The organism is Pantoea sp. S62 (assembly GCF_016658625.1).
In the GTDB taxonomy this organism is placed as follows: Bacteria; Pseudomonadota; Gammaproteobacteria; order Enterobacterales; family Enterobacteriaceae; genus Pantoea; species Pantoea vagans.
Window position 1 is genome coordinate 53,970 of the sequence record NZ_JACVVI010000003.1, and the last position, 22,177, is coordinate 76,146.

Below are 22,177 nucleotides of genomic sequence, written 5' to 3' on the forward strand. Positions count from 1 at the left end.
CGTCACGCCGATTTCAGACAGCACATTTACTGTTAACCAAGAGGAAGTAACTCATGTGGAAAAAACCAACTTTCGTTGATATGCGTCTCGGTCTGGAAGTGACTCTTTACATCTCCAACCGTTAATCGTTCTGCCCGCCCTCTGAGCGGGCATTTTTTTTCAACTTCTGGTTTTCCTCTATGTTTATCAAAATCCTCGGCTCAGCCGCGGGTGGCGGGTTTCCGCAGTGGAACTGTAACTGCGCCAACTGCCACGGCGTGCGTAATGGCACCATTCAGGCTCAGGCACGCACGCAATCGTCGATTATCCTCAGCGATAACGGTGAAGACTGGGTGTTATGTAATGCGTCACCCGACATCGGCCAGCAGATCCTGCACACGCCAGAGCTGACCCGCAAAGGCGTACTGCGCGGCACGGCGATCGGGGGAATTATCCTCACCGACAGCCAGATCGATCACACCACCGGGCTACTGAGCCTGCGTGAGGGCTGCCCGCATCAGGTGTGGTGTACGCCGGAGGTGCATGCCGACCTCAGTACCGGCTTCCCGATCTTTCCAATGCTCACCCACTGGAACGGCGGTTTACAGCACCGGCCAATTGCGCCCCTGACGCCGTTCAGCGTCGATGTCTGCACCGATTTGCATTTCACCGCGATTCCTATCATCAGTAATGCACCGCCTTACTCGCCCTATCGCGATCGGCCGTTGCCGGGCCATAACGTGGCGCTGTTTATTGAAAACCGGGCGAATGGACAGACGCTGCTCTACGCGCCAGGTCTGGGCGAGCCGGATGCGGTGATCCTGCCGTGGCTGCAAAAAGCGGACTGCCTGCTGATTGACGGCACCGTCTGGCAGGATGATGAGCTGCTGACCACCGGCGTGGGTCACAACACCGGCAAGGCGATGGGCCATCTGGCGCTGGCGGAAGAGCAGGGGCTGATGGCGCTGCTGGCGTCGCTGCCGGCTAAACGCAAAATTCTGATCCACATTAACAACACCAATCCGATCCTTAATGAGCAGTCACCCCAGCGTCAGTTTCTGACGGAGCAGGGAATAGAGGTGAGCTGGGACGGAATGGCGATTCATCTTCAGGGCTAAATCATGCAGATTACTGACACGCTGTCGCCGCAGGCTTTTGAACAGGCCCTGCGCGACAAAGGCGCTTACTACCACATTCATCACCCGTATCACATCGCGATGCATAACGGTCAGGCCACGCGGGAGCAGATTCAGGGCTGGGTGGCGAATCGCTTTTATTACCAGACCACCATTCCGCTGAAAGATGCGGCGATCATGGCTAACTGCCCGGATCCGGCCACCCGGCGTAAATGGGTGCAGCGCATCCTCGACCACGACGGCAGCAACGGCGAAGAGGGCGGCATTGAGGCCTGGCTGCGGCTGGGCGAGGCGGTCGGGCTGACGCGCGAAGAATTATTGTCAGAGCAGCATGTGCTGCCGGGCGTGCGTTTTGCCGTTGATGCCTATATCAACTTCGCCCGCCGTGCCAACTGGCAGGAGGCGGCCTGCAGTTCACTCACCGAGCTGTTCGCGCCGCAGATCCACCAGTCGCGGCTCGACAGCTGGCCGCAGCACTATCCGTGGATCAAAGAAGAGGGCTATTTCTACTTCCGCAGCCGTCTGGGTCAGGCGAACCGCGATGTAGAGCATGGCCTGGCGCTGGCGCTGGAGTACTTCACCACCGCGGAAACGCAGAACCGGATGCTGGAAATTTTGCAGTTTAAGCTCGATATTTTATGGAGCATGCTGGACGCCATGACCATGGCTTATGAGCTGAAACGTCCGCCTTATCACACCGTCACCGACAAGGCGGCGTGGCACACCACCCGACTGGTATAACAGATGAATGAAAACTCGATTGCCGCGTTTCGTCGCGGCTACCGTATGCAGTGGGAAGCCGCCCAGGATACCCATGTGGTGCTCTATCCCGAAGGCATGGCGAAGCTGAACGAAACCGCCGCCGCCATTCTTGAGCTGGTGGATGGCAAACAGGATATCGCCGCGATTATCGCGACGCTGGATAGCCGTTTCCCGGAGGCGGGCGGCGTGGGGCCGGACGTTTTGGAGTTCCTGCAGTCAGCCTATGAACAGAAGTGGATACAGTTCCGTGACCCCGCATAAACCTGACGTGAATCCGCCGCTCTGGCTGCTGGCCGAGCTGACCTATCGCTGTCCGCTGCAGTGTCCTTACTGCTCCAACCCGCTGGATTTCGCGCAGCAGGAGAAGGAGCTGAGCACGGAGCAGTGGATTGAGGTGTTTCGTCAGGCACGCGCCATGGGCAGCGTCCAGCTTGGATTCTCCGGCGGCGAACCGCTGGTGCGTAAAGATCTGCCGGAGCTGATCAAAGCGGCGCGCGATCTCGGCTTCTATACCAACCTGATCACTTCGGGCATCGGCCTGACCGAGAAGAAGCTGGATGCGTTCAGCGAGGCCGGTCTGGATCATATCCAGATCAGTTTCCAGGCGAGTGACGAAACCCTGAATGCGGCGCTGGCCGGGTCGAAGAAAGCGTTTCAGCAGAAGCTGGAGATGGCGAAAGCGGTAAAAGCGCACGGCTATCCGATGGTGCTGAACTTTGTGCTGCATCGCCATAACATCGACCAGATCGATAAGATCATCGACCTCTGCATTGAGCTGGAAGCGGATGACGTTGAGCTGGCGACCTGTCAGTTCTACGGCTGGGCGCAGCTCAACCGCGAAGGCCTGCTGCCGACGCGTGAGCAGATCGCTCAGGCGGAAGCGGTGGTCAGCCGCTATCGTGAGCGGATGAGCGACAGCGGCAATCTGACCAATCTGCTGTTTGTGACGCCAGACTACTACGAAGAGCGACCTAAGCCCTGTATGGGCGGCTGGGGGGCAATCTTCCTGAGCGTCACACCAGAGGGCACCGCGCTGCCATGCCACAGTGCGCGGCAGCTGCCAGTCGAGTTTCCGTCGGTACTGACGCAGCGCCTGGACGATATCTGGTATAACTCGTTCGGCTTCAACCGCTATCGCGGTTTTGACTGGATGCCGGAGCCGTGCCGCTCCTGTGATGAGAAAGAGAAAGATTTTGGCGGCTGTCGCTGTCAGGCCTTTATGCTGACCGGCAATGCTGACAACACCGATCCGGTGTGCAGCAAATCACCGCATCACGGCAAAATTCTCGACGCCCGGCGGGAGGCGGATTGCAGCGACATTAAAATTGGTCAGCTGCAGTTCCGCAACCGCAGCAACTCGCAACTGATCTACAAAACACGGAACCTGTGATGAACATGCGTGGCCTGGTGATTGAGGGTCTGACGGTTGAACTGGTGCATCAGCCCGATGCCAGCCAGGCCGCCGCCCTGATTCAGGTAGGGGCCGGAAGTCACGACGAGCCGGATCGCTGGCCCGGACTGGCCCATCTGCTGGAACATCTGTTGTTCACCGGCAGCAGCGGCTGGCCCGATGAGGGCCGGCTGATGAGCTGGATCCAGACGCAGGGCGGGAAGGTTAACGCCACCACGCTGGCCCGGCGTAGCGCGTACTTTTTCGAGGTCACGCCGTCGCTGCTGGCAGAGGGGCTGGCAAGACTGCAGGATATGCTGATCTCTCCGCTGCTCGATAATCAGGCAATCGCGCAGGAAGTGGCAGTCATCGACGCGGAATATCAGCTGTTGCAGCGTCATGAGCCATCCCGCATCGAAGCGGCATTACTGCACACCGCTGCCACCCCCGCTGAATTTCAGCGCTTCCATATCGGCAGCCGGGCGAGCTTTGGCGACGAGCTCTCTGCGCTGCAACGGGCATTGCGGCAGTTTCACCAGCGCTACTACGTTGCCAGCAATATGCGGCTCTGGCTGCAGGGACCGCAGTCGCTGGATGAGCTGGAACAGCTGGCGCGTCAGTTTGCTGACGCACTTCCTGTCGGTCAGTGGCGGCAGGAGCTGACACCGCCACAGTTCAGTAGCGATACCTGCTGGCAGCTGGCGGAAACAGCCCAGGCAGCGCTATGGCGCAGCTGGCTGCTCGATAGCAGTGACGGTGTCACGTTGTGGCGTGAGTTTTTATTGGATGAAGCGCCCGGTTCGCTGCTGGCTATTCTGCGTGAGCAGGGGCTGGCGGAGGCGCTGGAGCTGAAATGGATTTATCAGGCTGAAGATGCGTACTGGCTGGCGCTGGGTATCGAAACCAGTGAGCCTGCAAGGGTAAATCATCTGGTTAACGGTTACATTGCTGCGCTACGCCAGACGAATGAAAAGCAGCATCAGCACTATTATCAGCTGACACAGCAGCAATTTGTGACGCTGTCACCGATGGAGCAGTTGCGTCAGCGCGCTATCGGCTTCGCACCTGACAAAAGCCTGCCTGCGCTGCAGTCGCTGCTGAAAAATCTCGCCAGTGCGCCCGGCACGCTGCTGTTCTGTTCGTCGCAACCGGCAATGGAACACATCGTCACGCAGGGCTTCACTCTGGCCCTGACGGCCTGTGAGCCCGCCCCGGCTGAGGCGCTGCCCGCTGCCGGTTTCACTTTTTATCCGCTCGACATCACTGCGCCGCCTGCGCCGCTGCCCGCTCAGGCGGAGGCATTGCCGCATCATCCGTCAGATGACCCGCAGCCAACGCTGATCCTGCGACCGGAGTTCTGGTCAACCTTTACTGCGGAGGCGGGCGAAGCGCTGGGCCGGCGGTTGCGTCCGCTGTTTGCGGCGCTGCGTCATCAGGGCGGTCACGGCAGCTGGCAGGAAGTTGAAGGTGTGTGGCAACTGACGGTCCGGCTATCGGATCAGGCGGTTGCTGACCAGGCGCTGAGCCAGATTGTCTCCGCCCTGACATTACCCGTTGAGGCAAACCGGCCCGCGCCTGTGGAGAGCATCGCTATCCGCGCGCTGCTGCGACAGTTGCCTTATCAGCTGGCAGCCAACGTTACGCCAGGATGCTGGCGGGCGGCGCTGAAGGGCGGCGATGCGATGCTGCACTCAGTGATTGCCCGGCGGCTGAGCGCGCTGTCGCTCCCGGTCAACCCTGACACGCCGCCCACGCGTATGACCACGCAGACCGGCATGACGCGCCTGCCGCACGCCAGTGCAGACAACGCGCTGCTGCTGTTTATTCCGCTGCAGCGTCCTGAACAGCTGGCGGCATTACGCGCACTGGCGCTCATCTATGATCCGCGTTTTTTCCAGCGCTACCGCGTTGAGCAGCCGATAGGTTATGTGGTCAGCAGCCGTTACATGCGCTGCGCCGATGAAGATGGGGTGTTATTTGCGCTGCAGTCGCCCGACTACAGTGCACTGTCACTGCTGCGTTACTGCCGTAACTTCCTGCGGTCACTGAACGAGACGCTGGCGGGATGTGATCTGGTGGCCCTGAAAGCGCGACTGCTGAGCCAGCAGGCTGAGCAGCCACTGGCCCTGTTGCGCCGTGAAAATGGCCTGGCAGAACCGGACGCGGCGCAGATTGCGGCGCTGACCCTTGCAGATTTACAGCAATTGCACCGCACGCTGATTCAGGATCGCCGCCGCTGGCGGGTGCTGTTCACCGGCGCGAATGCGTAGTGACCGGTTTTAAGGTTGCTGAATTTATTTGAAAATTACCGACAAATCTCTTCACTGTCTATTCCGGGAAAACTGGACCACACTCAATTCACTTTTGTCCGCATAAGGAATTGACCGTGAAGAACTTCAAACGTATTGCACTGCCCCTGTTAGCCGCTGCTACCCTCTACGCTCCGTTATCTCAGGCCGAGGCGATGCACTACCAGCTGAACCCTGAGCATACGTCGGTAATTGTTGCCTGGAACCACTTTGGCTTCTCAAATCCTACCGCGGATATCCCGGATGCAACCGGTACGCTGGTGTTTGATAAAGATCATCCGGAGGCCTCACGCGTTGACGTGACCCTGCCAGTCAGCAAAATTGACAGCCATGTTGCCGCGCTGACCAAAGAGTTCAAAGGTGCTGAATACTTCGATACCGCCAAATACCCGACTGCGACCTTCCACAGCACCAAAGTCGTTGCGAAGGGCGACAACAAATTTGACGTTGAAGGTAACCTGACCCTGAAAGGCATCACTAAGCCAGTGACGCTGCACGCGACGCTGAACAAGCAGGGCGAGCATCCGATGGTCAAGAAGCAGGCGATTGGCTTTGACGCCACCGGCACCATCAAGCGTTCTGACTTCAAGCTGGACAAATATGTCCCTGCAGTCAGCGACGACGTTACGCTGACGCTGTCTACTGAAGCTTACGCGAAGTAACCGGCGACAGGCGCAGCCCCTCTGGCTGCGCCACTTTTCCCTTGACTTTGCTCTCGTCAGCCCTGCAGACTCTTCAGGGTAACAGACGCCCCGCCACAGACGATAACCAGCACGTTATCATCCGGTTTAAAGCCAATTTTCCCGTCATACAGCATCGATAATGAGACGCCACAGGCTGGCTCTGTCAGGACACGATGATCGTCCAGGAAGCGGCGGCAGGCATTAACAGCCTCTTCATCTGTCACAACCTTTCCCCTGACATCTGCCCGGCATGCCACGTTAAATGCATTTTCACACACCTGACTGGCTGCCAGCGTGGTGGCGATACCGCTGACCCGGGCCAGCGTGACCCGCTCACCGGCTTCCAGCGCGGCGTTAAGCGACGCGGTTCCCTCAGTTTCAACTGCATAAATCGGGATATGGCTGAGCTGATGTCTTTCCAGACCCTGGACAATGCCGGAGAGCAGACTGCCGCCGCCCACGGAGAGGATTACCGCATCCGGCCGCACCCCCTCACTGATCACTTCATCTACCAGCGTGCTGATGCCGTCCCACAGCAGCGGATTGTCAAAGGGATGGATGTAGATATGTTCGTGCGACGCCAGCGATAACGCGTACGCATTGGCCTCACTCCAGACGTTGCCGTGTACGATCAACTTCGCACCTTCCTGTTCGATAAGCTGTCTGGCGCGCGCCGAGGTGGTTTCAGGCACCACCACCGTGACCGGTAGCCCCAGTCTGCGGCCGCTGTGTGCCACGGCAATACCCGCATTGCCGCCGGAGGAGCTGACAAATGCCTTAACGCCCTGTGCCGCGTAGTATTGACAGATATGGCCTGCGCTTCTGAGCTTAAACGATCCGGTTGGCTGCGCTGATTCCATTTTCAGCCAGACGTTGCTGCCGCTGAGCTGACTTAGTGGCAGGGAGTGAACGAGAGGGGTACGGATAGCTATTTCCATGCGTATGATCCTGGTCAAATGTGGTCACAGAGAACCGGTTTGTCATCACGGAGAACACGGGTTTTGCCGTGCGAAATAACGGCGTCGGATGCAGAAGAGAAAGTTACCCCTCACAAAGAGCGTGGAAGTTTTTCCTTAGAAATCATTATCGTCAGGCTGTGTTTTCTGTGGGCATTGAAAGGTTATACCGAAGAATGCTACTCGTTCGCAACAGAGATGCTGAACCTGATTAACATCTGCCTGCGGATTTTCTTTCTGCACCTTAATTGCGGTTTCTGCTCTGCGAAAACGGGAAAAATGAGGTGAAAGTCACAAATCTGCAACGCCGCTCTAATGGCTGATTTTACCTCCTCCCGCTTTCTGGCCAGTTCACCCGCGCCATCTACTAAGCCAATGATTTATATCGATTCGCCTTGAGCGCAATAAGTTGGAATAGTGTGAGGCAAATCACAAATAAAGCGATGTTAAGAGCACTGTCAATATTCCCGCCTGAGAAAAACCGCACGTAACTGTGATCTCCTCTGCAAATAGTAACCCCGCTAACCGGAAGAATACCCTTCAGCAGAATAAGCCAGCGGGGTGAGGGTGATGCGAATTGGAATGGTGATCAGTGGCGGTGACGTGACCGGCATTAATAATTTTGTCTTCCAGATTGGGCGCATGGCACAGGCGGAGATGGTGATATTTGACGGTGGTATTCCCGGCCTGCTGGAAAATAATCATCGTGAGATCGGCATGCGCGATCTGCTCGACTTTTCCATCGCCTCTATTCCGGTTATGCAATCGGGACGTACTGAAAAGAAACTGGTGCGCAGCGAGTATGAGTTAATTGCCCGCCAGCTGAAAAACGCCCGGATTGACATATTAATCATGGCGGGCGGAGACGGGTCGCTGCAATTTCTCCATACCCTGTCGGCGTACGGCATGAATTGTTTCGGCGTCGGTATGACCATCGATAATGATGTTTTCGGCAGCGACTACACGCTGGGATTTTCCACCGCCTGCGAGCAGGTATTAAAAGAGGTGGCGAAACTGCGTAATACCGGCCGTGCCTTACCGGGCCGGGTTTTTATGCTGGAATTACTCGGCGGCTATTGCGGCGAATTAACGCTGCAGTCCGCGATTAAAGCTAACGCTGATATTGCGTTAATTCCGGAGTGCCAGATCCCGCTGCCACAACTGGCGCAGCGCATCACCGGGCGACTGGCAGAGCAGAACAGCGTGGTCATCCTCTGTTCGGAAGGCTACACCCGGGAATATTCGCCCGGTTTTCAGGGGGCGATCGACACCTTAATCAAACAGCTTGAACCCCTTATTGGCGTGCGCATCCGTAAAACCATCCTGGGTTACGGGCTGCGCAATGGTGATCCCACCTGCGAAGAGATCTTTCAGGGCACCATTATGGCCAGTGAAGTGGTGCGTTGTATTCAGTCAGGCATGCGGAATAAAGCGGTCATTATTAATGGCAGCAATAAACCGATTCCGATTGATTTAATAAGCATGCAAAAACGCCTGGTCGATATTGACGGGCACCATTACAAACTCGCTAAACAACTCAATATAGTGTGAGGAAAAAACCATGCTGAAAATATTATGTGTCTGTGGTTGTGGATTAGGTTCCAGTTTTGCGATTGAGATGAGCGCAAAAGCGGTATTAAAAAAACTGGAGATTGAGGCCGACATCGATCACACCACCATTTCAGAAGCGAATGCCTTTAAGTCAGATATGATCCTGACGCAAAAAGCGTTTGCCGATGTTTTAAACGCCGACGCCAGTCCGGAACAGATTAAACGGGTCATTATTCTTAACCGGCTCACCGATAAAGCGGAAATAGAGCAGAAGATCCTGGCCTTTTTAAAAGAACGCAACCAGAAGGTCGCCGCCCATGAATAGTGTGATCGACTTCCTGGTAAAAGATCTGCTGGGGCAGGCATCGATTCTGATCGCCTTTATTGCCCTGATTGGTCTGCTGCTGCAAAAGAAATCGGCAGGCAAGGTGGTGGAAGGCACCTTTAAAACGCTGCTCGGCTTTTTAATTATGATGGCGGGTATCAATATTATTGTTGGCACCCTGACGTTCCTCAATACCATTTTTACCCATGGCTTTGGCATGCGCGGCTATATCACCGATGTGGCCGCTATTGCCGGGCTGGCTAACCGTGAGCTGGGGTCTGAAGTGGCGCTGACGCTGCTGGTGATTTTTATCGTCAACATCATCATCGCGCGACTGACGCCGTTTAAGTACATCTTCCTGACCGGCCAGGCTTTGCTGTGGATGGCGACCATTGGCGCAGTCATCGGCTACAAAGCAGGGCTGACGGGCCTGCCGCTGATTCTGACCGGCGGCATCTTTGGCGGGATTATGGCGGTGGTAATGCCAGCGCTGGCGCAGCCGGTGGTGCGGCGGATCACCGACTCGGACGACGTGGCGCTGGGTCACTTCTGCACCATCGGTTATCTGGTCACGGCGGCGGTCGCCAAAGTCGTCGGCAAAGGCTCGCGCTCCACCGAAGACCTGAAACTGCCCGATAACTTCAAGTTTCTGCAGGATACCTATCTGTCGATGGCGCTGGTGATGGTACCGATGTACCTGATCCCCGCTGTGGCAGCCGGCCCGGCGTTTATCGCCCAGTACAGCAACGGCATGAACTACCTGATGTACGCCTTTATGCAGTCGATTCAGTTCGTGGCCGGGGTCTTCGTGCTCTACAGCGGCGTCCGCCTGCTGCTGAACGAACTGGTGCCAGCCTTCCGGGGTATCGCGATGCGCGTGGTGCCGGACGCGAAACCGGCGCTGGACTGCCCGGTGATGTTTCCGTACGCCCCAAACGCGGTGATTGTCGGCTTCCTCGCCACCACGCTGGGTTCCATCGTCGGCATGCTGGTCTTCCCGATGTTTGGTCTGGCGATGATCCTGCCTGGCCTGCTGACCAACTTCTTTGCCGGTGGCACCGCCGGAGTATTTGGTAATGCCATGGGCGGACGGCGCGGCGCGATGATCGGCGGCTTCATCCACGGACTCTTTATCACCATTCTGCCCGCCATCCTGGTGCCGATGCTGGAGAGCTACGGCTTCACCGGCGTCACCTTTAGCGATTCCGACGTGATCAGTACCGGCCTGGTGCTTGGCCACGCCTTCCAGAATAACTGGCTGTTTGTCGCCCTGTTTATCGCCTTTATTACCGCGCTTGCCTGGTTTGTTAATGGCAAATCGACCAAACCTCAGGAGGAAAAAATCCATGAAACTTTATAACTTCGCCGATCTGTTACAGCTGGCCAAACAGCGTGACTTCAAAGCGGTCGGTTCGTTTAATCTTCACTGTCTGGAGATGCTGCCCGCCTATTTTAAAGCGGCAGAGAAAACCAACAGCCCGTTAATGATTCAGATCTCCACCGGCACGGCGAAATATCTCGGCCATAAACTGCTGGTCGATGCGATTAAATCGCTGTCCGAAAGTACGAACGTGCCGACCTGCCTGCATCTCGATCACTGTTCCGATTTAGCGGCGATACAGACGGCGATTGATGCCGGATTCAGTTCTGTTATGTACGACGGCTCACATCTGCCCATTGATGAGAATATTGCGAATACCCGTCGGGTGATTGATATGGCGCGACCCCATCATGTTTCAGTAGAGGCGGAGCTGGGTGCCATCGGCGGGTCGGAAGATGGTAAATGCGTAGAGATGGAGGCGATAGCGTTCACGCCCGTGGAAGATGCACGCCGCTTCGTCGAAGAGACCGGCGTTGATATGCTGGCGATCTCCATCGGCACCGTGCACGGGCTTTACACCGGTAAAGCCCATATTCAGCATCAGCGTCTGGCGGATATTACGGCGGCAACCCACACGCCACTGGTACTGCACGGTGGCACCGGCGTCAGCGATGAGGATATGCGGCTGGCGGTCAGCAGCGGAATTGAGAAGGTAAATGTCGGCACTGAAATGAATGTGCAGTGGGTAGCGCAGTGCAAATCAACCTTTGAAAAAGGCAAGGTTAATGACAGCGTGCGTAATTTCCTGGTGCCAGCCAATGATGCGGTCACGAATGTGCTGGTAGAGAAAATGCAGTTATTCCGGTAATTACCCGCGCAGCCATCACCGGGTTAATGCGTTAACGATCTTTTATTCACTGTTTATATTAGCTACCCCAATATTATGCGGGGCAGGAGAGCCTATGTTTGGATTCCTCAAAAAGTCTCCGGCTGTGGAACCACCCAGCGAGCAGCAGGATCATCTGGCGGCATTAAGTCGCGATAAAATAACGCAGCTGGAGCAGCAGCTGGCGATTAACCCGCGTGATGGCGAAACGCAAAAACAATTAATGCTGGAATATAACCGGGCATTGAGCTTATTTGCGAAAAGCCGTCGCTACCGCAATGAAATTGATGCGCTGTTTGTCAAAATCGATGAATTACGCAATGTGGTTCGCCAGTCGATTTAAGGAGAGCTGATGACGATTAAGCAGTTATTGCAGGAGGCCAACGCCATTCAGATTGGCATCGACGCCACGGACTGGCGTCAGGTTATCGCGCTGGCCGCCGAACCGCTGGTCAGCGGCGGTTATCTTGATGCCACCTATCCTGATGCCGTGATCGCCAATACGCTGGCTCACGGCGCTTATTATGTGTTTGAGGAGGGGATCGCCATTCCCCATGCGCGACCGGAAGCGGGGGTGCTCCGCGACTGTTTCAGTCTGATCCTGCTGAATGAGCCGATCTCATTTCAGGGCAGTGAGAAGGCGGACATTGTGATTATGTTTGGCGCACGCGACAGCAACGCGCATATCGAAGAGGGGATCCGCGCGATTGTGTCGCTGCTGGAGGATGAGGAGACGCTGGTCCGGTTACGTCAGGCCAGCAGCGTGGCGGAGGTCATCGACATTCTATGACGCAAAACATCCCCCCCAAACGTGTGGTACTGGTTAATGGCATTCCGGCGTCGGGAAAGAGCACCCTGACGCACGCGCTGTCACAGCACTTTGGCTGGCCGGTGCTGACCCTCGACAGCCTGAAAGAGCCGTTTATGTCCTGCTTTGCACCGGTCGATCGCCAGCGTAACCGGCAGCTGGGCTGCGCGGCTTATCAGGCGATCTGGAACATTGTCGGCCAGGCACCCGCCAGTCAGATCTGGCTTATCGATGCCTGGTTTGGCTTTCAGCCGCGCACGCTACTTGAGCAGGGACTGAAACAGGCGGGCGTCGAGGAGGCGCTGGAGCTGTGGCTCAGGATCGCGCCGGAAGTGGCGGTGGCGCGCTATCAGGCGCGGCTGTCGCAGCGGCTGCCTGGCCATCCGGGCGCTGAGTATCTGCCGGAGCTGCGCCAGCTGGCGCAACAGGCCCGGCCGATGGCGCTGGGACCGGTGTGCGAAGTGGATGCCTGCAACCAGGATCACGCGGCCGTTATCCACTGGCTGCACCAGCAACTGACCAGAACCCGCTACACTTCAGCTCATCATCAGATGAGTGAGGAGTTGCAGGATGTCATCACCCCCGTATCTGCAAACCGGTGAAAGCGCCGTGCTCTATGACGGCGTCTGTAAACTGTGTAACGGCTGGGTTCAGTTTCTGCTGCGTCATCATCTGGCGCGGCAGGTTCGTTTTGCCTCGGTGCAGAGCGAGCAGGGCAAAGCGCTGCTGCGCTGGGCCGGACTGCCGGAAGAAAACGTCAGCACCATTGTCTATATCGCGGACAATCAGCACTGGCTGCGGGCGCAGGCGGTGTTCCGCGTGATACAGCAACTGCCTGCCCCGTGGCGCGGGCTGGCGGTGCTGCGCCGCTTTCCGGATGCAATCGGTAATTTTGCCTATGACCGCATCGCGTTAAACCGCTACAAACTGTTTGGCCGCTACAGCAGCCAGCACGCCATCCAACCCGATTATCCTGGTCGATTTCTGCATAAGGTGGAGCCGTCCGTTACATCGGAAGGGTAAAGACCGTGCGATAGCGGCTGTCGTCACTCTGCCAGGCCTCAGCGACCTCACTGAGTGGCCGCGACTGGAAGGGGATGGCAAATCCATGTGACGCGGCGGCCTGCAGCATTTCCCCTATTGAGGCGATTAATTCACGGTCTGGCACGCTGCCCAGCCCGCTTCCCATCAGCGTTAAGCCGGATGAACGCAGCAGTTTACTGTGCAGAGAAATCTCCTGTCCGCTCAGCGAACCAATCTGGACAAAGCGAACCACCTTGTCACCACCGCGTACCGCCGCCGTCATGATCGCCAGTGCACTCTCACCCCACAGATAATCCAGCACCACCTCAACGCCTTCCGCCATCAGAGAAGGAAGCTCTGCCGATAATGCATCCAGCGTCAGTATGATATCAGCACCCTCACTCTGTAGTTGTTCCAGAGCCTCCCGGTTACGGCCTGTGGCAATGATTCTGCCTGCGCCCAGCGCACGGGCAATGCGGATCGCCAGACGTCCCGAAGTGCCGGTGGCTCCATTGATCAGCACGGTCTCGCCAGGACGCAGTGCCGCCCGACGGGTCAGCGCCGCCCAGGAGGACATGCCCGGATTCGCGAGAGCGGCAGCCAGTACCAGATCCAGACCGGCAGGCAGTGGAATAATATGTTCACTGTTGACCACAGTTCGCTCGGCCATGCTGCCAGACGCGGCGTTAAACGTCAGAAAATAGACCGGCTCGCCAGTGTCGAGATATCCGGTACCGTCAATGCCGGGAATAAACGGATAGTGCGCCACAGAGCTGTAGTGGGTGCCTGCCGCGCGGGCTTTTGCCAGCTGGCTGAGTGCCGCAGCGTTGACCGTCACCTGCTGCTGATGCTTACCGGGCTGGGGTTCCGGCATGTCGCCGTAGTAGGGTTGTGCGCCTGCCTGCCCGATTATTGCTGCTTTCATTGTTTATCATCCTTCTGTTCAGGCGTTAATGAGTGTAAATTACACACATTATTCCTGCCTCTGGATAGCGTCAATGAAAAGTGTGCAAAATACACATAAATACGATGCGCTGCATGATTGTCTGCTGACAATTGCGGGCGCGCTTAACCGGCCTCAGCGCGATATGGCGATGATTAAAGCGGCGGGTATTGAGCTGGATCGGGCACTGTTTCCACTGCTGGTTCAGGTCAGCCGGTTCGGGCCGATCGGCGTGGGCGAGCTCGCCGATCGGGTGGGTCGTGATTACACCACGGTCAGCCGCCAAGTAGCGAAATTAGAGGAGACCGGGCTGGTCGTGCGGCAGAAAAACCGTCAGGACAAAAGGATCAACGAAGCCGCAATTACTGCGGCTGGCAGGGCGATGACCGATAAAATCGATGCGCAACGAGTGCAGGTTTATCAGCGCATTTTCCTCCACTGGCCAGAGAGCGACCGCGAGACGCTGGAACAGCTGCTCAGCAAATTCGTTAGCGATTTCAGCCAGACGGAAGGCGATGAAAATGATGATGACAAGCCTGATGCGATCTAGGGGAAGAGGAATGTATGCCGGTTAATTTCGATCTCAACGATCTCTACGCGTTTCGCGCGCTGGTGGAGTTTGGCAATTTTCGCCTGGCGGCGGAATCGATCTGCCTTTCGCAATCGGCACTGAGCCGCCGCATCGATAAGCTGGAAACCACGCTGGGGATCAAACTGTTTGAGCGGACCACGCGCCGCGTCACGCTGACGCTGAAAGGACATGCGTTTGCTCAGCGTTCGGAAAAGCTGCTGGCCGATTTTGAAGAGGTGATGGCCGACCTGAGTGAAGTGAGCTTAGCCCGCACCGGCCTGATTACCGTCGCCTGCGTGCCGTCAGCCGCTTACTACTTTATGCCCAACATCATCCGGCTGTTTCAGGCGCGCTATCCCCGCGTACGAGTCAAGCTGGTCGATAGCAGTGCGGCCAACGTCTATGACGCGGTGATTGGCGGTCAGGCCGATTTCGGCATCAGCTTTTCCAGCCGCTCGCAGCCGGATGTGCACTTCCAGCCGCTGATGGACGACCCTTATGTGGCGGCCTGTCGGCGTGACCATCCGATAGCAGGCAAAAAGAGTCTGAGCTGGCAGGCGTTTTATCAGTATGAGTGGGTCGGACTGGATAAAACCTCCGGCAATCGCAACCTGCTGGACCAGGCGTTGCAGGCGATCATGCCGGAGAAACCCTGTGTCTGTGAAACCCGGCACGTCACCACCATGCTGGGGATGGTTGAGGCGGGGCTTGGCATTGCTGCCGTCCCCGCCATGTCGATGCCCGGCTACGATCACGCCCTGCTGATGGCGGTGCCGTTAACCGATCCCCAGGTGAAACGCACCGTCGGACTGCTGCGTAAAAATGGCCGGATGCTCTCGCACATCGCGGGCGAACTGGAAAACCTGATTATTGAACAGTATCAGCGACTTTAGCCGGTTTTGACGCCTTCACGCTGTGCAGGCCGCTGGCGTGCACGGCCTGCTGTGCCTCAGGCGAGGCGAGCCAGTGCAGCAGCTTCGCCGCCTCGTCCGGCTGCGCTGACCTGCGTACTACGGCACCGGCGAAGCGGGTGGTGTACTGCAGCGTGTCCGGCAGTTCGCCAATGAACGTTACGCCGGAGACCGGCAGCAGTTCACTGACCTGCTGAAAGCCGATAGCGTATTTACCCGCCGCGACCTCGGAGGCCACCGGGATGCGCTCAACCTTCACCGCTTTCGCCTTCACCTGCTCCTCAATGCCCAGTCGGCTGAACAGCTGGCTGCTGACATATTTGCCGCTGGCGCTGTCGGAGTAGGCGATGGAAGAGGCGTTCAGCAGGGCAGTACGCAGCTCGCTTTCGCTGCCGATTTTCACCGGCGTGGCACCCTGTTTTATCACTGCACCGATGCGCGAGTCCGCCAGCTCAACCCGTGAACCCGGCAGCGTTGCGCCTTTTTTTTGCAGATCGCTTAACGCATCGCCAACCATAATTACCACATCAGCCGGTTCACCACGCGCCAGCCGCGCCGGAATCGCCTGTGGTGTCTTGCCCATCGACGGACCGGCAACCGTGTTAAGGGTGATCCCTTCACGCTGGGCAAAGCGTGGCGAAAGCGTATCCCATGCCGCTTTAAATCCGCCGGAGATCATTACCGTCAGCTCTTTTGCCTGCGCCGTGTTGCTGCCCGCCACGCTGAACAGCAGGGCAGCGTAGAGTGACATCGTTTTCAGTTTCATCTTCAGTTCCTCAGCTAACGGTTTTATGGGCAGGTAATACGGCACTGCGGGTGCGACGATAGAGATACAGTGTTGCGCCCAGCGCGCAGACAGCCGCAAAACTCATCCAGTAGCCAGGCGAAGCTTTGTCGCCGGTCAGTTCGATCAGACCGGTCGACATCACCGGGGTAAAGCCACCAAACACTGCGGTTGCCAGGCTGTAGGCCAGCGAGAAGCCTGCCACGCGGACTTCCCCTGGCATGATTTCGGTCAGCGCCGGGATCATCGCGCCGTTGTAGAGACCGTAAATCATCGAAAGCCATAGCAGCACGCCCAGCATCATAGAGAAGCCCGGTGCCGCTGCCAGCAGGCTCAGGGCCGGATAGCTGGTGGCGATCGCCAGAAGCGTCATGGCAACCAGGACAGGTTTGCGGCCAAAGCGGTCGGAGATCGCGCCGCCAATCGGCAGCCAGATGAAGTTCGACACCGCCACCAGCAGCGTCACCAGCAGGCTGTCCGAGGCGCTCAGCAGCAGGACTTTCTTGCCAAAGGTCGGGGCATAAACCGTAATCAGGTAAAACGCCGTGGTGGTCATCGCGACCATCAGCATCCCGGCAATCACCACCTGCCAGTTACTGAGCAGGATGCGGAACACCTGTTTCACATCAGGATGACTGCGACGATTGCTGAACTCCTGCGTCTCTTCCAGCTTGCGACGCAGCACAAAGATAAACGGCACAATCAGGCAGCCAAACAGGAACGGAATGCGCCAGCCCCATTCGCGGATAGCGCTCTCTTCCAGCACGGCGTTGAGGATAAAGCCCATCGCCGCCGCCACCATAATCGCGACCTGCTGACTGCCCGACTGCCAGCTGGTATAGAAGCCTTTGCGGCCCGGCGTCGCGATCTCGGCCAGATAAACCGACACCCCGCCCAGCTCTGCACCGGCGGAGAAGCCCTGCAGCAGTCGGCCGATCAGCACCAGCAGCGGTGCCCACAGGCCAATGCTCTGGTAAGAGGGGATGAGCACGATCATAAAGGTGCCCGCCGCCATGATGGAGAGCGTGATGATCAGCCCCTTGCGACGGCCGACCTTATCGATGTACGCCCCCAGTACCACTGCGCCGATAGGGCGCATCAGGAAGCCTGCACCAAAGACGGCAAAGGTCATCATCAGTGAGGCAAACTCACTGCTGGCCGGGAAAAAGGTATGGGCGATATAGGTGGCATAAAAACCGAACAGGAAGAAATCAAACTGTTCGAGGAAGTTGCCTGAGGTAACACGAAATATAGCGCCAATCCTGGCGCGGTGAGTCATGGGTGAGGTTGTCTGCATCAGTAACTCCAGTATGGTATGACGCTTTTTGCCGCGCCTGTGACTGAAGAGTGGATCAGCGCCCGGCGCTGAATAAGTGCAAAAATGACAATGATTAATGTGTGCGCCGCATGATTGCCAGGCGTTATCATTTAAAAGCATTCTGATTCATAAGGTTATAGGCGCCTGTCGATTTTGTCGGCGTGTTATCGGCTCTGAGGCGAGTTTGCGGAAATGTGACAGAATTCATAAGCCTGTTATGGGCTGATTAGGGGATTCCAGGCAGTCCGAGGCCGCCCGCGCAGAGCCTGACAGAAATGGGCTCTGAACTCAGGCGTGCTGTGTCAGCGAAGTGTGATATCGAAAACCTGACGTAAATGCCTGGCGCCCACCGCAGTAAACGTCACTTCACGGTATCCGGGCTGTCGGGTGAGCCAGCCCTGCACCTCAAAGGCGTTGAGCAGCGCGGCGCCCGCGTAACCGCCGAGATGGAACCGGCGTTCACTCCAGTCGAGGCAGCTGCAGCACGCCCGGCGGCGGCCGGGCTGCGACAGATCAATTTGCAACGCTGCAAACTGCTGTTGTCCATAAAGGGTGAGGGCGCTGCCCTCCGGCGTGATCCAGCCCTGCTGTACCATTGCGGCGTAGATCTGCACCGCGACTTCACCCGCCAGATGGTCGTAGCAGGTGCGGGCAGTGCGCAGTGATGTCGGCGTCGTGCTCTGCGGCGCAGCGATCCGTCGCCACGACACCCCCATCATGTTCTCAATCAGCGTTGCGATGTCACTGCCTGTCAGCCGGTAATAACGGTGACGCCCCTGCGCCACACAGACGATCAGGCCGCTGTTAATCAACCGGTTCAGATGCGCGCTGGCGGTGGAGGGGGCCACGTCGGTGACGGCGCTAAGTTCCGTAGCCGTCCAGGCGCGTCCATCCATCAGCGCGGACAGCATCTTTACCCGAGACGAGTCGGCCATCGCGGCGGCGACGCTCACAATTGCGTGCTCAAGCGCGTCGCTGTCGTCCGTTGCGTTTTCCGATTGCGGTTTAGCCATTAGCTTATGGAGCCCATTCTGTCGTCAGCCCGGCGGCTGATTGATTGTTATCAGTGATCAGGATTAGCTGGTTAGCGTGATCGCTGTATTGCACCAGAATGTTGATCCCGGCATCGGCCAGGCGTGTCGTGATCGCCCCCAGTTCGCCAGGACCCTGCTGCGGTAGCCTGCGAATCAATGGGATATTAAGTGCCTCGACGGTGATCCCCTCCGCTTCCAGCACGGCACGCGCCCGTTCGCCTTCCGCAACCAGAAAATGGGCGTGGCTCTGCGCACCAGACGAGAACAGGCCGCCGCCTTCCAGTCCGATTCCATGGCGGCCCAGCAGCGTGGTGAGCCGGGAAAGGGTGCCTGGACTATTTTGCAGGATCACATGAATATCGAACATGTTAATTTACTCCCTGTTGTGAGGCATATTCTCTGACCAGCGCGGCGATGCGAATGCGATAGCCGGCAAAGAGGGTTTCACGACCTTCACGCTGCGCGGCCTGGTGGCAGAGGTTAAGTTTCCAGGCCTGCACCGCGGCGTCATCGCGCCACCAGGAGAGCGAGAGGATTTTTTTCTCATCACCCAGGCTCTGAAAGCGCTCAATAGAGATAAATCCATCAATGTCCTTTAACAGCGGACTCAGGTCGGCGGCCAGTTGCAGATAACGCATCTGGTGTTCGGGGCGGGCTTCAGCTTCAAACAGTACGGCAATCATCGCTATCTTCCTTTAAACGAGAGTAAAGAGGGTGATGGCACAAAAATAGCGGGCGGAGCGAACCGATGCTTCGGCCGGAACCGAAATATGGCTGTACGGACGAACGTCAGCCAGGCAACGCATTCTTACGATGGAGCAGACGATATGTTCAGCGGACTCAGCGCCTTTCCCCTTACTCCCTTTGCAGAGGGCAGACCCGATGAAGCCGCCTTCCTGCGGCTGCTGAGCAGGCTGACGGAGGCAAAAGTTGACTCCCTTGGCGTGCTGGGTTCAACCGGCAGCTATGCGTATCTGACCCGCACGCAGCGCAGGCGCATCGCAACGCTGGCGGTTGAACATGCCGGGGCGATTCCGGTGATGATCTGCGTGGGCGCGGTGAGCACCGATGAGGTGCTGGCGCTGGCAGAAGATGCGCAGCAGGCAGGTGCTGCCGCATTACTGCTGCCGCCGCTGGGTTATCAGGCATTGAAAGAGGAGGAAGTGTTCGCGCTTTATGAGACCGTGACGCGTCACGCCTCGGTGCCAATCTGTGTCTATGACAATCCGGGCACGACCCATTTTACGTTTTCGGTTGCGCTGCTGGGCCGGATCGCTCAACTGCCTGGCGTGGGTTCAGTCAAAATTCCGGGTGTACCGGCGGAGCAGTCCGCAGCGAATGATCGCCTCGCGCAACTGCGCAATACGCTGCCTGCTTCCGTATCGATTGGCGTTAGCGGTGATGCCTATGCTGGCAACGGGTTGATTGCGGGCTGTGATGGCTGGTATTCGGTGTGCGGCGGGCTGTTTCCGCGCGTTGCAAAAGCGATGATCGAGGCGGCAGCCGCAGGTGATTATGCGAGCGTCAGAGCACAGTCCGATCGTCTTGAACCGTTGTGGGCACTGTTCCGCCAGCACGGCGGCAGTTTCCGGGTCATCAGCGCTTCGGCAGGGCTGCTGGGGCTGACCGAACGCGACTGCCTGCCGCGTCCGCTGTTGCCGCTTTCCGCTGCCGATTGTCGGGAGATTGCTGACGTGCTTGCCGCTCTCGATCTCTCCTGATAGCAGAAGACGTTAACCGTGGCGCACCAGGTGAAAGCCTTCTTCCTCCTGCGGCGGTTCAAAATAGCGGGTAATCAGCGCGAACTGCTCGTCCGTGGCGTCAAAGGCGTGTTCGCCGCCCTGATTACGGGCATGCAGACGCGATTTACACAGTGCGTCCGGTACGTCCAGATAATGCAGGCGATGATCGGCAGAGGACGCCTCTATCACCGAACGCATCCAGTCACGATTTGCCCGGGTGTTGGCCGGAAAATCGAGTACCACCGAGACACCCGCGTTAAGCAGCGCCACCAGATGCGGCGTCATCGCCTTCCTGAGTTTTTCCGCGACGCGCACATAGTCGGCCACTGAATGCATCTCGTCCTGCCAGAGCGCGGCCAGCCACTGATCCTCGCTGATGACCACGCAACCCGGTAAAGCGCCCAGTTCCGCTGCCAGCGTCGATTTCCCGGAGGCAATTTTTCCACACAGCAGATGCAGTGTGGCAGGTGCAGAAGTCATGATCGTGTCACTCCTTTAACAGGTGGATAATAAACCGTGCGGCCGGTGTAAGGCGCGTCTCGCCGATGCGCGATTCAGGCTAACAAAAGCAGGGAGGGATAAGCAATGAGAGACTGGGAGGGCTTGTGAGTCACCCCGGATTAACCGCCCGAAACAGCATCCGCTGCTGTAGGCAATCTGGCGTTGGGAACAACAGGCAATGTTTACATGAAAATGAATATTCCTGAACGGCGACGTGCGGTCAGGCGAATGTCCGGAGTAGTAATAAAAGTCCTGAAGCGTAGTGAATCTGCGCTAAACCGCCAGCCACAGGCTTCATTTTTGTGCCATCAGCAGCGTCAGCAGTTCACGGCAGCACGCTTCTTCTTCTGCGCTGTCCGCAGAGGCCAGATGACGCAGCAGTTCCATGCAGCTTTTTTCTTTGCCTGCTTCCAGTAACTCCTCAATCAGAAAATTAAGTTTGTCCTGCTCAGAGGCGGCAAAGGATGATTTGAACTCATTTTTGACCGGAATGGTATGGTTCACCGGCAGGGTCAGGGTGTTTTGCATTGGCATATTATTGTCCTGTTTCGGGTTAAAAAACGCACTGGTCTTGCTATTAAACTTATACAACGATCCGTATTTTGTACAGAAATCTGCCTGAATGATTTTTAAGCCGGCGCTAAGCGTAGCGCGGCTGCAGAGGAAGTGCTGGCTAATCATTCAGTTAGCAGTGAAGAGAATTTCAGAAAAATTGCAACGGTTTTAAGTCAAATCCGGTGGGCAGGGAAAAGAGACAACATCAGGTCAGTTTGGCAAGCGGCCCATCGGGCCGCGTGAGTTATTTAGCCGCGAGGAAATCTTCGCGTTGCGGCGTAAAGGTATCCAGCAGCACACCTGCCTCAAGACAGACGCAGCCATGAACCACATTGGGTGCTTTGTAGAGTGTATCCCCCGCGCCGACTTCCCGCGTTTCACCCTCAATGGTGAAGGCAAAACGTCCGCTCAGTACATAGGTCAGCTGCTCATGGGGATGGTGATGCAGCGGGCCAGTCGCCCCTTTTTCAAAACGGACTTCAACCGCCATCATTGTGCCGCCATGTGCCAGCACGCGGCGGGTCACGCCATCACCCAAATCGTCCAGGGGCTGATCTTTATGATAGATAAACATCGGAATCCTCATGCAGTAACAGGCACTGCAATGGCCATTTTGTGATGGCTCTCACAGCGCGCAGGTGAATTAGCCCATGCACTTTAGTGCTTTTTCATTAAAATGAAACAGTGTT

The 22,177-nt window shown here is 57.2% G+C and carries 28 protein-coding genes; 18 read left to right on the forward strand and 10 right to left on the reverse strand.

Annotation, left to right across the window (positions count from 1 at the left end):
* The first annotated feature begins 53 nt into the window (after positions 1-53).
* The 7 genes from pqqA to IBT54_RS05395 all read left to right on the forward strand — a co-directional run bounded on the left by pqqA (position 54) and on the right by IBT54_RS05395 (position 6,238).
* Positions 54-125 (forward strand): pyrroloquinoline quinone precursor peptide PqqA, encoded by a 72-nt coding sequence (gene pqqA, locus IBT54_RS05365; RefSeq protein WP_010245082.1) that lies wholly within the window; start codon positions 54-56, stop codon positions 123-125.
* 54 nt (positions 126-179) lie between these two features.
* A complete protein-coding gene (gene pqqB, locus IBT54_RS05370; protein ID WP_201251760.1) occupies positions 180-1,097 on the forward strand; it encodes a pyrroloquinoline quinone biosynthesis protein PqqB in 918 nt (305 codons plus the stop codon).
* A 3-nt stretch (positions 1,098-1,100) separates the two neighbouring features.
* Entirely contained in the window at positions 1,101-1,856 is a 756-nt protein-coding gene (pqqC, locus tag IBT54_RS05375; RefSeq protein ID WP_010245074.1) for a pyrroloquinoline-quinone synthase PqqC, read from the forward strand.
* A gap of 3 nt (positions 1,857-1,859) precedes the next feature.
* Positions 1,860-2,138 (forward strand): pyrroloquinoline quinone biosynthesis peptide chaperone PqqD, encoded by a 279-nt coding sequence (pqqD, locus tag IBT54_RS05380; RefSeq protein WP_013357814.1) that lies wholly within the window; start codon positions 1,860-1,862, stop codon positions 2,136-2,138.
* A complete protein-coding gene (gene pqqE, locus IBT54_RS05385; protein WP_013357815.1) occupies positions 2,101-3,267 on the forward strand; it encodes a pyrroloquinoline quinone biosynthesis protein PqqE in 1,167 nt (388 codons plus the stop codon). Before pqqD ends, pqqE begins: the two co-directional genes overlap by 38 nt.
* Positions 3,267-5,537 carry a pyrroloquinoline quinone biosynthesis protein PqqF gene (pqqF, locus tag IBT54_RS05390; protein ID WP_201251761.1) on the forward strand — a complete coding sequence of 757 codons (2,271 nt, stop codon included), beginning with the start codon at positions 3,267-3,269 and terminating at the stop codon, positions 5,535-5,537. Before pqqE ends, pqqF begins: the two co-directional genes overlap by 1 nt.
* 116 nt (positions 5,538-5,653) lie before the next feature.
* Entirely contained in the window at positions 5,654-6,238 is a 585-nt protein-coding gene (locus IBT54_RS05395) for a YceI family protein (protein WP_013357817.1), read from the forward strand.
* A 56-nt stretch (positions 6,239-6,294) separates the two neighbouring features.
* Here the strand turns inward: IBT54_RS05395 and IBT54_RS05400 are convergent, their stop codons facing one another.
* Positions 6,295-7,197 (reverse strand): pyridoxal-phosphate dependent enzyme, encoded by a 903-nt coding sequence (locus tag IBT54_RS05400; RefSeq protein WP_201251762.1) that lies wholly within the window; start codon positions 7,195-7,197, stop codon positions 6,295-6,297.
* A gap of 588 nt (positions 7,198-7,785) precedes the next feature.
* Between IBT54_RS05400 and IBT54_RS05405 the strand changes: the two genes are divergently transcribed.
* The 8 genes from IBT54_RS05405 to IBT54_RS05440 all read left to right on the forward strand — a co-directional run bounded on the left by IBT54_RS05405 (position 7,786) and on the right by IBT54_RS05440 (position 13,129).
* Positions 7,786-8,766, forward strand: a complete 981-nt coding sequence (locus tag IBT54_RS05405) for a 6-phosphofructokinase (protein ID WP_201251763.1) — start codon at positions 7,786-7,788, stop codon at positions 8,764-8,766.
* Positions 8,767-8,776: 10 nt separating this feature from the next.
* Positions 8,777-9,091 carry a PTS sugar transporter subunit IIB gene (locus IBT54_RS05410; RefSeq protein ID WP_013357820.1) on the forward strand — a complete coding sequence of 105 codons (315 nt, stop codon included), beginning with the start codon at positions 8,777-8,779 and terminating at the stop codon, positions 9,089-9,091.
* Positions 9,084-10,451, forward strand: coding sequence for a PTS sugar transporter subunit IIC (locus IBT54_RS05415; RefSeq protein ID WP_201251764.1), 1,368 nt, complete (start codon positions 9,084-9,086; stop codon positions 10,449-10,451). Before IBT54_RS05410 ends, IBT54_RS05415 begins: the two co-directional genes overlap by 8 nt.
* Positions 10,438-11,280 (forward strand): class II fructose-bisphosphate aldolase, encoded by an 843-nt coding sequence (locus IBT54_RS05420; protein ID WP_013357822.1) that lies wholly within the window; start codon positions 10,438-10,440, stop codon positions 11,278-11,280. Before IBT54_RS05415 ends, IBT54_RS05420 begins: the two co-directional genes overlap by 14 nt.
* A gap of 94 nt (positions 11,281-11,374) precedes the next feature.
* Positions 11,375-11,641: a hypothetical protein gene (locus IBT54_RS05425; protein ID WP_095707225.1), complete on the forward strand. Its 267-nt coding sequence runs from the start codon at positions 11,375-11,377 to the stop codon at positions 11,639-11,641.
* A 9-nt stretch (positions 11,642-11,650) separates the two neighbouring features.
* On the forward strand, positions 11,651-12,088 hold the full coding sequence (locus tag IBT54_RS05430) for a PTS sugar transporter subunit IIA (RefSeq protein WP_013357824.1): 438 nt from the start codon (positions 11,651-11,653) through the stop codon (positions 12,086-12,088).
* Positions 12,085-12,708 (forward strand): glucokinase, encoded by a 624-nt coding sequence (locus tag IBT54_RS05435; protein ID WP_095707224.1) that lies wholly within the window; start codon positions 12,085-12,087, stop codon positions 12,706-12,708. The genes IBT54_RS05430 and IBT54_RS05435 overlap by 4 nt, the downstream gene beginning before the upstream one ends.
* Positions 12,677-13,129 carry a thiol-disulfide oxidoreductase DCC family protein gene (locus tag IBT54_RS05440; protein ID WP_201251765.1) on the forward strand — a complete coding sequence of 151 codons (453 nt, stop codon included), beginning with the start codon at positions 12,677-12,679 and terminating at the stop codon, positions 13,127-13,129. Before IBT54_RS05435 ends, IBT54_RS05440 begins: the two co-directional genes overlap by 32 nt.
* On the opposite strand, the gene IBT54_RS05445 is transcribed toward IBT54_RS05440, so the two are convergent.
* Positions 13,113-14,054, reverse strand: coding sequence for a zinc-binding alcohol dehydrogenase family protein (locus tag IBT54_RS05445; protein ID WP_201251766.1), 942 nt, complete (start codon positions 14,052-14,054; stop codon positions 13,113-13,115). The two genes, IBT54_RS05440 and IBT54_RS05445, sit on opposite strands and share 17 nt — an antisense overlap.
* A gap of 73 nt (positions 14,055-14,127) precedes the next feature.
* Between IBT54_RS05445 and IBT54_RS05450 the strand changes: the two genes are divergently transcribed.
* Positions 14,128-14,622: a MarR family winged helix-turn-helix transcriptional regulator gene (locus tag IBT54_RS05450; protein WP_201251767.1), complete on the forward strand. Its 495-nt coding sequence runs from the start codon at positions 14,128-14,130 to the stop codon at positions 14,620-14,622.
* 14 nt (positions 14,623-14,636) lie between these two features.
* The gene (locus IBT54_RS05455; protein WP_013357829.1) at positions 14,637-15,536 is read left to right on the forward strand and encodes a LysR family transcriptional regulator; all 900 of its coding nucleotides are present in this window, start codon (positions 14,637-14,639) and stop codon (positions 15,534-15,536) included.
* Here the strand turns inward: IBT54_RS05455 and IBT54_RS05460 are convergent.
* From IBT54_RS05460 to IBT54_RS05480, 5 genes are all read right to left on the reverse strand, one after another.
* The gene (locus tag IBT54_RS05460) at positions 15,511-16,320 is read right to left on the reverse strand and encodes a substrate-binding domain-containing protein (protein WP_201251768.1); all 810 of its coding nucleotides are present in this window, start codon (positions 16,318-16,320) and stop codon (positions 15,511-15,513) included. The genes IBT54_RS05455 and IBT54_RS05460 overlap by 26 nt on opposite strands.
* Before the next feature lie 10 nt (positions 16,321-16,330).
* Positions 16,331-17,638, reverse strand: coding sequence for an MFS transporter (locus tag IBT54_RS05465; RefSeq protein WP_201251941.1), 1,308 nt, complete (start codon positions 17,636-17,638; stop codon positions 16,331-16,333).
* Between the two features lie 320 nt (positions 17,639-17,958).
* Positions 17,959-18,669, reverse strand: a complete 711-nt coding sequence (locus IBT54_RS05470) for a helix-turn-helix transcriptional regulator (protein WP_201251769.1) — start codon at positions 18,667-18,669, stop codon at positions 17,959-17,961.
* Between the two features lie 4 nt (positions 18,670-18,673).
* On the reverse strand, positions 18,674-19,057 hold the full coding sequence (locus tag IBT54_RS05475; RefSeq protein ID WP_013357834.1) for an amino acid-binding protein: 384 nt from the start codon (positions 19,055-19,057) through the stop codon (positions 18,674-18,676).
* Position 19,058: 1 nt separating this feature from the next.
* Positions 19,059-19,373: an antibiotic biosynthesis monooxygenase gene (locus IBT54_RS05480; protein ID WP_201251770.1), complete on the reverse strand. Its 315-nt coding sequence runs from the start codon at positions 19,371-19,373 to the stop codon at positions 19,059-19,061.
* Positions 19,374-19,517: 144 nt separating this feature from the next.
* On the opposite strand from IBT54_RS05480, the gene IBT54_RS05485 reads away from it, so the two are divergent.
* Positions 19,518-20,411 carry a dihydrodipicolinate synthase family protein gene (locus IBT54_RS05485; protein ID WP_201251942.1) on the forward strand — a complete coding sequence of 298 codons (894 nt, stop codon included), beginning with the start codon at positions 19,518-19,520 and terminating at the stop codon, positions 20,409-20,411.
* Between the two features lie 12 nt (positions 20,412-20,423).
* Here the strand turns inward: IBT54_RS05485 and IBT54_RS05490 are convergent, their stop codons facing one another.
* The 3 genes from IBT54_RS05490 to IBT54_RS05500 all read right to left on the reverse strand — a co-directional run bounded on the left by IBT54_RS05490 (position 20,424) and on the right by IBT54_RS05500 (position 22,062).
* Positions 20,424-20,912, reverse strand: coding sequence for an ATP-binding protein (locus IBT54_RS05490; RefSeq protein ID WP_201251771.1), 489 nt, complete (start codon positions 20,910-20,912; stop codon positions 20,424-20,426).
* 315 nt (positions 20,913-21,227) lie between these two features.
* Positions 21,228-21,467, reverse strand: coding sequence for a hypothetical protein (locus IBT54_RS05495; RefSeq protein WP_201251772.1), 240 nt, complete (start codon positions 21,465-21,467; stop codon positions 21,228-21,230).
* 265 nt (positions 21,468-21,732) lie between these two features.
* Positions 21,733-22,062, reverse strand: a complete 330-nt coding sequence (locus tag IBT54_RS05500) for a cupin domain-containing protein (RefSeq protein WP_033783071.1) — start codon at positions 22,060-22,062, stop codon at positions 21,733-21,735.
* Between the last annotated feature and the right edge of the window lie 115 nt (positions 22,063-22,177).

What these genes read in the sequence shown, in the direction of transcription:
- pqqF (WP_201251761.1), top strand. Translation starts at nt 3,267, where the DNA reads ATGAACATGCGTGGCCTGGTGATTGAGGGTCTGACGGTTGAACTGGTG.
- IBT54_RS05445 (WP_201251766.1), bottom strand. Translation starts at nt 14,054, where the DNA reads ATGAAAGCAGCAATAATCGGGCAGGCAGGCGCACAACCCTACTACGGC.
- IBT54_RS05460 (WP_201251768.1), bottom strand. Translation starts at nt 16,320, where the DNA reads ATGAAACTGAAAACGATGTCACTCTACGCTGCCCTGCTGTTCAGCGTG.
- pqqB (WP_201251760.1), top strand. Translation starts at nt 180, where the DNA reads ATGTTTATCAAAATCCTCGGCTCAGCCGCGGGTGGCGGGTTTCCGCAG.
- IBT54_RS05435 (WP_095707224.1), top strand. Translation starts at nt 12,085, where the DNA reads ATGACGCAAAACATCCCCCCCAAACGTGTGGTACTGGTTAATGGCATT.
- IBT54_RS05420 (WP_013357822.1), top strand. Translation starts at nt 10,438, where the DNA reads ATGAAACTTTATAACTTCGCCGATCTGTTACAGCTGGCCAAACAGCGT.
- IBT54_RS05475 (WP_013357834.1), bottom strand. Translation starts at nt 19,057, where the DNA reads ATGTTCGATATTCATGTGATCCTGCAAAATAGTCCAGGCACCCTTTCC.
- IBT54_RS05415 (WP_201251764.1), top strand. Translation starts at nt 9,084, where the DNA reads ATGAATAGTGTGATCGACTTCCTGGTAAAAGATCTGCTGGGGCAGGCA.
- IBT54_RS05405 (WP_201251763.1), top strand. Translation starts at nt 7,786, where the DNA reads ATGCGAATTGGAATGGTGATCAGTGGCGGTGACGTGACCGGCATTAAT.
- IBT54_RS05485 (WP_201251942.1), top strand. Translation starts at nt 19,518, where the DNA reads ATGTTCAGCGGACTCAGCGCCTTTCCCCTTACTCCCTTTGCAGAGGGC.
- IBT54_RS05500 (WP_033783071.1), bottom strand. Translation starts at nt 22,062, where the DNA reads ATGTTTATCTATCATAAAGATCAGCCCCTGGACGATTTGGGTGATGGC.
- IBT54_RS05495 (WP_201251772.1), bottom strand. Translation starts at nt 21,467, where the DNA reads ATGCCAATGCAAAACACCCTGACCCTGCCGGTGAACCATACCATTCCG.
- pqqC (WP_010245074.1), top strand. Translation starts at nt 1,101, where the DNA reads ATGCAGATTACTGACACGCTGTCGCCGCAGGCTTTTGAACAGGCCCTG.
- IBT54_RS05490 (WP_201251771.1), bottom strand. Translation starts at nt 20,912, where the DNA reads ATGACTTCTGCACCTGCCACACTGCATCTGCTGTGTGGAAAAATTGCC.
- pqqE (WP_013357815.1), top strand. Translation starts at nt 2,101, where the DNA reads ATGAACAGAAGTGGATACAGTTCCGTGACCCCGCATAAACCTGACGTG.
- IBT54_RS05430 (WP_013357824.1), top strand. Translation starts at nt 11,651, where the DNA reads ATGACGATTAAGCAGTTATTGCAGGAGGCCAACGCCATTCAGATTGGC.
- IBT54_RS05440 (WP_201251765.1), top strand. Translation starts at nt 12,677, where the DNA reads ATGTCATCACCCCCGTATCTGCAAACCGGTGAAAGCGCCGTGCTCTAT.
- IBT54_RS05450 (WP_201251767.1), top strand. Translation starts at nt 14,128, where the DNA reads ATGAAAAGTGTGCAAAATACACATAAATACGATGCGCTGCATGATTGT.
- IBT54_RS05470 (WP_201251769.1), bottom strand. Translation starts at nt 18,669, where the DNA reads ATGGCTAAACCGCAATCGGAAAACGCAACGGACGACAGCGACGCGCTT.
- IBT54_RS05480 (WP_201251770.1), bottom strand. Translation starts at nt 19,373, where the DNA reads ATGATTGCCGTACTGTTTGAAGCTGAAGCCCGCCCCGAACACCAGATG.
- IBT54_RS05455 (WP_013357829.1), top strand. Translation starts at nt 14,637, where the DNA reads ATGCCGGTTAATTTCGATCTCAACGATCTCTACGCGTTTCGCGCGCTG.
- IBT54_RS05400 (WP_201251762.1), bottom strand. Translation starts at nt 7,197, where the DNA reads ATGGAAATAGCTATCCGTACCCCTCTCGTTCACTCCCTGCCACTAAGT.
- IBT54_RS05410 (WP_013357820.1), top strand. Translation starts at nt 8,777, where the DNA reads ATGCTGAAAATATTATGTGTCTGTGGTTGTGGATTAGGTTCCAGTTTT.
- IBT54_RS05425 (WP_095707225.1), top strand. Translation starts at nt 11,375, where the DNA reads ATGTTTGGATTCCTCAAAAAGTCTCCGGCTGTGGAACCACCCAGCGAG.
- pqqD (WP_013357814.1), top strand. Translation starts at nt 1,860, where the DNA reads ATGAATGAAAACTCGATTGCCGCGTTTCGTCGCGGCTACCGTATGCAG.